The sequence below is a fragment of the Faecalibacillus sp. genome, from assembly GCF_047023275.1.
Classification (GTDB): Bacteria; Bacillota_I; Bacilli_A; order Erysipelotrichales; family Coprobacillaceae; genus Faecalibacillus.
Genome location: NZ_JBKYAR010000021.1, coordinates 39,367 through 48,454, shown reverse-complemented (window position 1 = coordinate 48,454; position 9,088 = coordinate 39,367). Strand labels below are relative to the sequence as shown.

The following is a 9,088-nucleotide window of genomic DNA, read 5'->3' as shown; positions in this document are numbered from 1 at the left end:
GAGAATAACGGAGTTAAATCAAAAGATGTGTCAGATGGTTAATTAAGTTATTTTTATCAAAAATAAATTCTGTATTTAAATCAGGAGCATCTTCATCTTCATTTTCTAAAACTCTAAAATCATATAAAGCATTTTCTACTTCATGATAACCCATTTCTTTTAAAAGCTCTTGATATTCACTAGATACAGGAGTGTAATCTATTTGATACTTATAAATATGTTCATCTTTACTAAAACGATAGTAATAACCTATAAAGTCTAAACGCCATCCTTTTTTAGACATCTCATTAAAATAATCTTGTAATTCTTCATCTAAATACAAACTATTTCTTAAAACATATTTGTGTTTCATCGTCTTATCCTCCCTTATTGTTTGTATCTTGTAATAATTCTATTTTTTAATACTTTGATTACATATGTTCCATTGTCATATGTATTTCCTTTTTTATTAAAAGATTGAATAGCTTTTTCATAATGAACATATTGTGTTTTATTACTGTCCCATGAGACATTAGATTTTGTATTTACTGCTTTTTCAAAATTTTGATTATCTCTTGTATCATGTTCTGTTTTGATAATGATGTATTTAAAGATTTCATCTTTATACTTATCTTTTTTAATCAAGACATCTAATTGTGGATAGGTACATGTTGTATCTTTTATATCTTTTTCATAATTTGTGATTTTTGTTTTAACAGTGCTACTTTCAAATAATGAATCATCCATTTGTACCTGAGGAAAAATAAGTCCACAAATAGCAATAGCAACAAAAGTAGCAATCATACTGTTATATTTATTATCTTTAATAATACGTGATAAAATCACACCAATAATACATGTAAGTAAAAGATAAACAATGACTTTTAAATCTAATGTTATAAATGATTTTAATAAGTAAAAAACACCACTTATTAATAACAAAATATAAAATAGAATACTTAAATGATCTTTAATACTGTTTAACTTCTTTAAATTTTTTAAATCTTTATCATTTTTTAATGCATATAAAATAGAAAAATTTAAAATTGTTACAAATAAGAGTACAAATGATAAAACAATAAAAACAATCCCCATCAACAATGAACCAAATCCTTCATAATAAAGAACATGTTTACCTATCTCTATAATATCTTTTATAAAAATCTTACCTAACCAAAATAGGAAATACGCTAAAATTGGATAAATAAAATAGCGAAGCTTTTTAAATTGTTTCATTTTATTATTTTTATCAAAAATAAATTCTGTATTTAAATCAGGAGCATCAATATTTTCATTTTCTAAAACTCTAAAATCATCAAATGAGTTCCTTACTTCGTGATACCCCATTTCCTTTAAAATATCTTGATATTCACTAGATATAGGGGTGTAATCTATTTGATACTTATAAACATGTTCATCTTTTATAAATCGATAATAATAACCAACGAAATCTAAACGCCATCCTTTTTTAGACATTTCATTAAAATAATCTTGTAATTCTTCATCTAAATACAAACTATTTCTTAAGACATCTTTGTATTTCATATCTTTATCCTCCTATTTGATCTAATAATGAAATTTGTTTAAGCATTCTTTCTTTTTCTTTTTGTAATTTCTTTTTTCCTAGATTTGTAATTTGATAAATTTTTTTATTATTTACCACTTTTACTAATTTGATATAACATTCTTTTTCAAACTTTGGTAATAAAGTATATAAAGAACCTGCTCCTACAGTGATTTCTCCATTAGTAATTCGAGTAATTTCATTCATAATTTCATAGCCATGCATTGGTTGATGTAAAACAAGTAATACATAATACATTTGTGGGGTTAATACTTCCATTTCTCTTTTTGGCATTTATTTCATCTCCTATATCGTTTAACGATACTTTCTTCACTTTTATTATATATCGTTAAACGATATATAGCAACAAAAAAAGAACAATGTTTCCATTGTCCTTATAAGGGGGCTATACAGTTTGTAACTTTCTACTTAATTTCATACGTTTTTTAGCTTCACGTTTCTTTGAAGTCATATGTCTTACTACTAACGATAAAGCAAAGTTAATAATAAAGTAAATTCCTGCCATATAAACAAAGATAAACATAATTTGATCTGCTTGGAAAAAATGAGCCATTAAACGTCTACCTTGATACATAAAGTCAACTACACCAATTGTACTTAAATAAGAAGAATCTTTAAATATTGTAATAATTGTTTGTAACAATTGAGGAATAACTAATTTAATCGTTTGGGGTAAAATAATATATATGATTGTTTGAACAAAAGTAAAGCCTTGGGACTCAGCTGCTTCAAATTGTCCTTTTCCTATAGCTTTTAACCCACCTCTAACAATTTCTGATAATCCACTTGCACAAAAGAATATAAAAGTAATTACAATTGCTTGAAATGCTGAAATATTAAACATTTTTGGTAAGGTAAATCGAGCGAATAATATCCATAATAATAAGGGCGTATTTCTAAATAATTCAACATAACAAACACTTAATAATTTTAATGGTTTTGGTGCATAATTACGGGTCAAAGCTAAAATTATTCCTAAAGCCAAACTTCCAAATATAACAATAATTGAGAATTTAATTGAAAGAATAAGACCTTCTCCTAAGAATTTTAAGTTATCAGGTGTTAAAACTGTTTGTACTAAATTTATGAATTCACTCATAAGCGCACCCCTTTCACCATGGCAGGTTGTCTCATAATGACTTCTTTTTCTACGACTTTTTCTTTTTGTTTATATCCTTCTAAGCTCTTCTTTTCAAAATGTCTTGATAAGCATGTTAGTGGATAACAAATAGCAAAATATAAAACTGTTGCTACTAAATAAGGTGGTACTGTAATTCCTGTATTAGCTGCCCAACAATCAGCCATATACATCAAATCACCACCAGCAATAACTTGTAAAATAGATGTATTTTTAATGAGGTTTACAATTTGCGTTGTAAGTGGTGGTAAAATCATTCTTACTGTTTGTGGTAAAATGATATATATCATTGTTTCTAAATATGAAAAGCCTTGAGATTTAGCTGCTTCATATTGTCCACGTGGTACTGATTCAATTCCACTTCTTACTACTTCACTAATATAAGCTCCATGATATAAAGAAATAATAATCACTGCAATAATTGTAGAATCTAAATTAAATCCTAAATAAGGTAAACCAATATAAACAAAGAATACTTGAATTAACACAGGTGTATTTTGAAATAATTCTACGTAACATCTAGAAATAAAGCGAATAATCTTATGACGTGATGATGATAGAAGTCCAAAGAGAACTCCTAACACCAATGCACAAATTGCACCAATAGCTGCAACTTTAATAGTCACCAAGAAGAATGCTTGTAAAAACTCTGGTAAATCTTTTATTAATAAATCCCAACCTCTAAATAACATAGTCTATTCCTCCTGTGCGATATTGTATTTCTTTTGTAACTTATCTAATGTTCCGTCATCCTTTAATTCTTTAATAAATTTATTAATTTTTTTAGCTAATTCTTTATCATCTTTTCTCGTTGCAATTCCAAAATCTTGTGGTGAAAAACGATCAGGTAAAATTTCTAGATCATCATTTAAATAACTCATTAAACAAGTAACATCAATTGAATAAGCATCTGTTGCTCCTGAGTTAACTGCTGAAACACATTCAGGTGCGCTTGCAAATTCTTTATAATTTAATTTAACCCCTACTTTTGAAGCAGCTTCTTCTAAAGCTTCTTTACTCGTAGATGATTGTTGTACGGCAACTGTAGCTCCATCCATATCTTTTAAACTACTATATTTTCCTTTTTTAGCTAAGATTCCTACATTATCTCGATAATAAGAATCTGAGAAATTCCATGATTCTTTTCTTTCATCAGTAATTGTAAATGTAGCAATAACACAATCAATTTCTTTATTATCTAAAAGGCCTGTTCTTGTTTTAGCATCAACTGCTGTATATTCAACTTTTGCTTTTTTACCAATAAGTTCTTTCGCTAACATATCAGCAAGTTCAATTTCATAACCTTCATATTCTCCAGTTTTTGTGTTTTTTAAACCAAAACCAATTCGGTCATCTTTAACACCTACTTTTAATACCCCATCTTCTTTGATCTGTTCCAAAGTAGATTTAGAAGAACTACTTGAAGAACTTCCACATCCCACTAAACTTAAACAAAATAAACTTGATAATAATACTTTCCCTAACTTTTTCATTATGATTTCCCCCTATCTCATAATTTTACTTAAAAATGCTTTAGCACGATCTGTTGTAGGATGTTCAAAGAACTCTACAGGTGTACCTTCTTCTATAATACGGCCATCATCCATAAACACCACACGATCTGCAACTTGTTTAGCAAAACCCATCTCATGTGTGACACATACCATGGTAATGTTTTCTTTTGCTAGATCTGTCATAACATCTAAAACTTCTTTAACCATTTCTGGATCTAAGGCACTGGTTGGTTCATCAAATAAAACGATTTTTGAATTAGTAACAAGTGCTCTTGCAATCGCTACACGCTGTTGTTGGCCACCACTTAATTCTTGTGGATAAGCATAAGCCTTATTTTCTAATCCAACTCTTCTTAGATATTGAAAGGCTTTTTCATTAGCATCTTCTTTTTTCATTTTGTGAATTTTTATAAGTGCTAATGTAAGATTTTCTAATACTGTTTTATGTGGATATAAATTAAATTGTTGAAATACCATTGAAATATTGTTTCCAACAATTTTATTTTTATTTTTCTTATTAATGGTTTCACCATTAATTGAAACTGTTCCGCTTGTTGGTACTTCCAAATAATTCATACAGCGAATTGTTGTTGATTTTCCAGAACCACTTGGACCTAAAATAACAAGCTTTTCCCCTTCTTTAACTTCTAAATTGATATCTTTTAGAACATGATTACTTCCAAATACTTTATTTACATTTTCTAACTTAATCAATTTGGATCCCCCCTCGCTTTGTTGTTGTCTACATACTACAAGAGGTCGAAACAAAAGTCAATACTTTTTTATCATATTAATAATAATTTATTAATTATATTATTATCATGGTGATATTTATTTATTATATTTGATAATTTTTTATTGATTTATATTTTATAACTGCTAAAATAACCCCAAGGAGGGGATTTCAATGAATTATAATTTTGCTAATAAAATGGACCAAGTTAAGTTTTCAGCAATTCGAGCAGTACTTGCAAGAGCAAACGGAAATGGTCAATATAGTGATGCTATTAGTTTTGCAGGAGGATTTCCCGATCCCAATGCAATACCTAAAGATCAACTTGTATCGATTGCACATGAAGTTTTTTCTAAAAATCCAGATGATATTTTAAAATATGGAGATGCCCAAGGTTATCCAGGTCTTATGGCATCTGCTAAAGAATTTTTAAATAAATATGATTCTATTTGTAAAGAAAATGATGATATTTTAATTACAACTGGATCTCAACAAGGATTAGATTTAACAAGTAAAATATTTATAGACGAAGGGGATACGATTGTTGTAGAAGATCCTAGTTTTTTAGGAGCATTTAACTGTTTTAGATGTAATGGTGCTCGTTTAATTGGTGTACCTCTAGAAGAGGATGGTGTTAATTTAAAAGAACTTGAAAAAGCCTTTCAAACAAAACCAACACCTAAACTTTTTTATATTATTCCTAATTTTCAAAATCCAACAGGTATTACAACATCATTAGAAAAAAGAAAAGCTATTTATGATTTAGCTTGTCAATATAGTGTTGTTATTTTAGAAGATAATCCTTATGGTTATTTAAGAACAAGTGGAAATGATGTACCATCAATTAAATCTTTTGATGAAAAAGGCATGGTTATTTATACAAGTAGTTTTTCTAAAATTATTTCTCCTGGTATGCGTGCAGGTTTATTAGTTGGACAAAAAGAATTAATAAGTAAAATTAAAATGGCTAAGCAGGTAAATGATAATCATACAAACTCTTTATCACAATATACAATTGATGGTTTCTTAAGAACAGTAGATATGGATGAACATATTTCTAAACTAAGAGATATGTATAGTGAAAAATGTCATTATATGTTAAAAATGATGAAAAAATATTTTCATCCTCGTATTTCTTTTGTTGAACCTGAAGGTGGTATGTTTGTTTGGTTTGATCTTCCAGATAATGTCAATATGTTAGATTTTGTTGAAGCAGCAGTAGAAAAACATATTGCTATTGTTCCAGGTAATGAATTTCATGTTGATTCTTCTAAATCTTGTCAAAGTATTCGTATGAATTTCTCTTTACCTTCTTTAGAAGAAATAGAAAAAGGAATTAAAATATTAGGAGAATTAACTTATCAGTTTTGTAAATAAAGGACATCATGAAGTGAACAGAATAAGTTGAACAAACAACTTAGAATGTTCACTTTTATTATGCAGTATACAAAAAATAACAAATAGAAAATTCTATTTGTTATTTTTTACCTCTTATTAAATCCAAAACTTCAACTGTATTTTCAGCTGCCATTTGATCCATATTATACTGATCATGATAAGTCATTGGACAAGAGTGCGGTGTAATTAAAACTTGATCTCCAAATTTAGCTAAAGGTGAATCTAAACAAGGTTCCTGATCAAAAACATCAACTGCACATCCTGCTAAATGTTCTGTATTTAAGGCTTCTACTAAAGCATCAACATCCATCACTTTTCCTCTTGCAATATTGATAAAATAAGCGCCCTTTTTCATTCTCTTAAAAAAGTTTTTATCAGCATAATGAAAAGTATCTTCTCGAAGAGGAACATTAATGCTGACAAAATCACTTTGTGCTAAAACTTCATCTTCACTTAAGATTTCGACTCCTTCTACAATAGTACCAATAGCATCATGATGACTTGTAGCAATGACACGCATTCCAAAAGAAAGAGCTCTTTTAGCAATTTCTTTTCCAATACCACCAAAACCAATAAGCCCTAATGTATTTCCTTTAAGTCCTAATTTCAATGATCGATTCCATATTCCTGATTTTAATATTTGACTTTGTAAATCTACTCTTCTAGCAAAATATAACATATAAGCTAAAACCTGTTCAGCAACAGGCGCTTCAACTGCCCCTAAAGTTCTTGTAAAAGCAATTCCTAATTCTTTGCATGCTTCTACATCGATTGCATCATATCCTATACCTCTTCTAGAAATAACCTTTAAATTAGGCAATCGCTGTAAAAGATGTTTTGTATATGCTTCTACGCTTACAATAGCTCCATCTGCATCTTTTAAACATTCATACAGTTCATCCTCACTCATTAAAGTACAATTTTCATAGACCTTTACTGTATAACCTAAATCTTCCATATATTTAACACTTTTTGAATTATAATTTCTAGCTGTTACCGCAATTTCCATATCATCATCCCCCTTTTACTAAAATAGAAATCATTGGCAATGTTACTAAAGACAATATTGTTGAAACAACAATGATTTTAGAAGCATATATCACATCTTGATTATATTTTTGTGCTAACATCGCTGCTGTACTTCCAGCAGGCATAGCAGCTAAAAGTACAGATACTCCAATTACTAAAGAGTTCATCTGACATAAAGATAAACATATAAAAATAGTAATAGGAATAATTAACAAGCGTATACTTGAATAATATAAACTTGATTTTTCTACAAGTTCAGACCATTTCACATCATTTAAAATAGCTCCTATAATCAACATACTTAAAGCTGTTGTACATCCTCCTATTGCATTGATCGTATTTAACATAAAAGTTGGTAAAATAATTCCTATACTTTCTATAATCATTAAAGCAATACCAATATAAACAGCAATAATACATGGATGAAGTGCAACTTTTTTGATCATACTTTTAGAATCTGTTTGCGTAAATAACGAAAGTCCAGCACTCCACATAAAAATTCTTTGTGGAATTAAAGCAATTGAAGCATATAATAAACCAGTTTGCCCATAAATACTTTCAACAATCGGTAATCCCATAAATCCTGCATTAGAAACAATGGTCGCGTATTTTAGAATGATTGCTTTTGAATCATCAAAACGATTATAAAAAATACGATTAAATACACTATAAGAAAGTTGAATAATAAAAGAAACAATAAAAATAACAACTGTATCTCTTATGATTTCTGGTGTTAATTTCATCATAAATGATTTAATAATGGCACACGGTAATATAAGATCAATAACAATGTCTGTTAATTTTTTTCTAACTTCTTTAGTAATAATCCCCTTTCTAGCAAATATGTATCCTATAATAATGATGATGAATATCTCTAGTTGTAAAGATATTATTTTCAAATTACCACTTCCCCTCTAGTAGTTATTAGAATAGTACACTATTTAAGTGTATAAATCAATTATTTTTTATCATATTGATAATTATTTATTAGATGATATAAAAAAGAACACATGTTATCTCAACATGTGCCTTTTCTTTGTTTATATTAAGGGGAGGTTTTCTTTTACACCCTTATAATAATGAATCTATGTTAATTTATTGTGAACTTTTAGTTCTTCTTTTAATTTTTATAGGTTTGTTGACAACTTCATGACAATGTCTGCATCTTGGTTCATAATGATCAACTGCTCCTACTAAAACAACAGGATCATCAAAAGATGCTGGTTTACCATCTACAAGTCTTTGTGTACGTGTAGCCGGTGAGCCGCATTTTGCGCAAACAGCTGTAAGCTTTGTCACAAATTCTCCTTTTGTAAGAAGTTCAGGCATTACACCAAATGCTTCACCTCTAAAGTCTTTATCTAAACCTGCAACCATGACACGAACGCCTTTATCAGCAAGATATTCACAAACATCTACGATCTTTGAATTAAAAAATTGAACTTCATCAATAGCGACAACCTGTACATCATCTGTCACTTTATCTAAGATTTCTTCTGGATCATCAATTGCAAAACAAGGAACTTTTCTTCCTGAATGTGATGCAATTTCTATTTCTGAATAGCGATCATCTATTTTAGGTTTAAATACTAATATTTTTTGTTTCGCATAAGATAAAACATTGATTCGTCTAATCAATTCTTCTGTTTTTCCTGCAAACATACATCCACATATAACTTCTATATATCCTTCTCGATATTGGTGATACATTC

The 9,088-nt window shown here is 28.7% G+C and carries 11 protein-coding genes; 1 reads left to right on the top strand and 10 read right to left on the bottom strand.

Annotated features, from left to right (window positions below; all coding sequences use genetic code 11):
• Nucleotides 1-13 precede the first annotated feature (13 nt).
• From ACLVEP_RS08635 to ACLVEP_RS08605, 7 genes are all read right to left on the bottom strand, one after another.
• Nucleotides 14-352 carry a DUF2812 domain-containing protein gene (locus ACLVEP_RS08635; protein WP_412584230.1) on the bottom strand — a complete coding sequence of 113 codons (339 nt, stop codon included), beginning with the start codon at nucleotides 350-352 and terminating at the stop codon, nucleotides 14-16.
• A gap of 14 nt (nucleotides 353-366) precedes the next feature.
• Nucleotides 367-1,524: a DUF2812 domain-containing protein gene (locus tag ACLVEP_RS08630; protein ID WP_412584229.1), complete on the bottom strand. Its 1,158-nt coding sequence runs from the start codon at nucleotides 1,522-1,524 to the stop codon at nucleotides 367-369.
• Nucleotides 1,525-1,528: 4 nt separating this feature from the next.
• Nucleotides 1,529-1,837 (bottom strand): PadR family transcriptional regulator, encoded by a 309-nt coding sequence (locus ACLVEP_RS08625; RefSeq protein ID WP_412584227.1) that lies wholly within the window; start codon nucleotides 1,835-1,837, stop codon nucleotides 1,529-1,531.
• Between the two features lie 112 nt (nucleotides 1,838-1,949).
• Complete coding sequence (locus ACLVEP_RS08620) at nucleotides 1,950-2,663, bottom strand: amino acid ABC transporter permease (RefSeq protein WP_412584226.1); 714 nt, start codon at nucleotides 2,661-2,663, stop codon at nucleotides 1,950-1,952.
• The gene (locus ACLVEP_RS08615) at nucleotides 2,660-3,394 is read right to left on the bottom strand and encodes an amino acid ABC transporter permease (RefSeq protein ID WP_412584224.1); all 735 of its coding nucleotides are present in this window, start codon (nucleotides 3,392-3,394) and stop codon (nucleotides 2,660-2,662) included. The genes ACLVEP_RS08620 and ACLVEP_RS08615 overlap by 4 nt, the downstream gene beginning before the upstream one ends.
• Nucleotides 3,395-3,397: 3 nt before the next feature.
• Nucleotides 3,398-4,195 carry a transporter substrate-binding domain-containing protein gene (locus tag ACLVEP_RS08610; protein WP_412584222.1) on the bottom strand — a complete coding sequence of 266 codons (798 nt, stop codon included), beginning with the start codon at nucleotides 4,193-4,195 and terminating at the stop codon, nucleotides 3,398-3,400.
• Between the two features lie 12 nt (nucleotides 4,196-4,207).
• The gene (locus tag ACLVEP_RS08605) at nucleotides 4,208-4,930 is read right to left on the bottom strand and encodes an amino acid ABC transporter ATP-binding protein (protein WP_412584220.1); all 723 of its coding nucleotides are present in this window, start codon (nucleotides 4,928-4,930) and stop codon (nucleotides 4,208-4,210) included.
• A gap of 193 nt (nucleotides 4,931-5,123) precedes the next feature.
• On the opposite strand from ACLVEP_RS08605, the gene ACLVEP_RS08600 reads away from it, so the two are divergent.
• Complete coding sequence (locus tag ACLVEP_RS08600) at nucleotides 5,124-6,326, top strand: PLP-dependent aminotransferase family protein (RefSeq protein ID WP_412584218.1); 1,203 nt, start codon at nucleotides 5,124-5,126, stop codon at nucleotides 6,324-6,326.
• A gap of 100 nt (nucleotides 6,327-6,426) precedes the next feature.
• On the opposite strand, the gene ACLVEP_RS08595 is transcribed toward ACLVEP_RS08600, so the two are convergent.
• The 3 genes from ACLVEP_RS08595 to ACLVEP_RS08585 all read right to left on the bottom strand — a co-directional run bounded on the left by ACLVEP_RS08595 (nucleotide 6,427) and on the right by ACLVEP_RS08585 (nucleotide 9,086).
• Nucleotides 6,427-7,356, bottom strand: a complete 930-nt coding sequence (locus ACLVEP_RS08595) for an NAD(P)-dependent oxidoreductase (protein ID WP_412584216.1) — start codon at nucleotides 7,354-7,356, stop codon at nucleotides 6,427-6,429.
• 4 nt (nucleotides 7,357-7,360) lie between these two features.
• Nucleotides 7,361-8,275: an AEC family transporter gene (locus ACLVEP_RS08590; RefSeq protein ID WP_412584214.1), complete on the bottom strand. Its 915-nt coding sequence runs from the start codon at nucleotides 8,273-8,275 to the stop codon at nucleotides 7,361-7,363.
• A 196-nt stretch (nucleotides 8,276-8,471) separates the two neighbouring features.
• A complete protein-coding gene (locus ACLVEP_RS08585; RefSeq protein ID WP_032091176.1) occupies nucleotides 8,472-9,086 on the bottom strand; it encodes a thymidine kinase in 615 nt (204 codons plus the stop codon).
• Nucleotides 9,087-9,088: the final 2 nt, after the last annotated feature.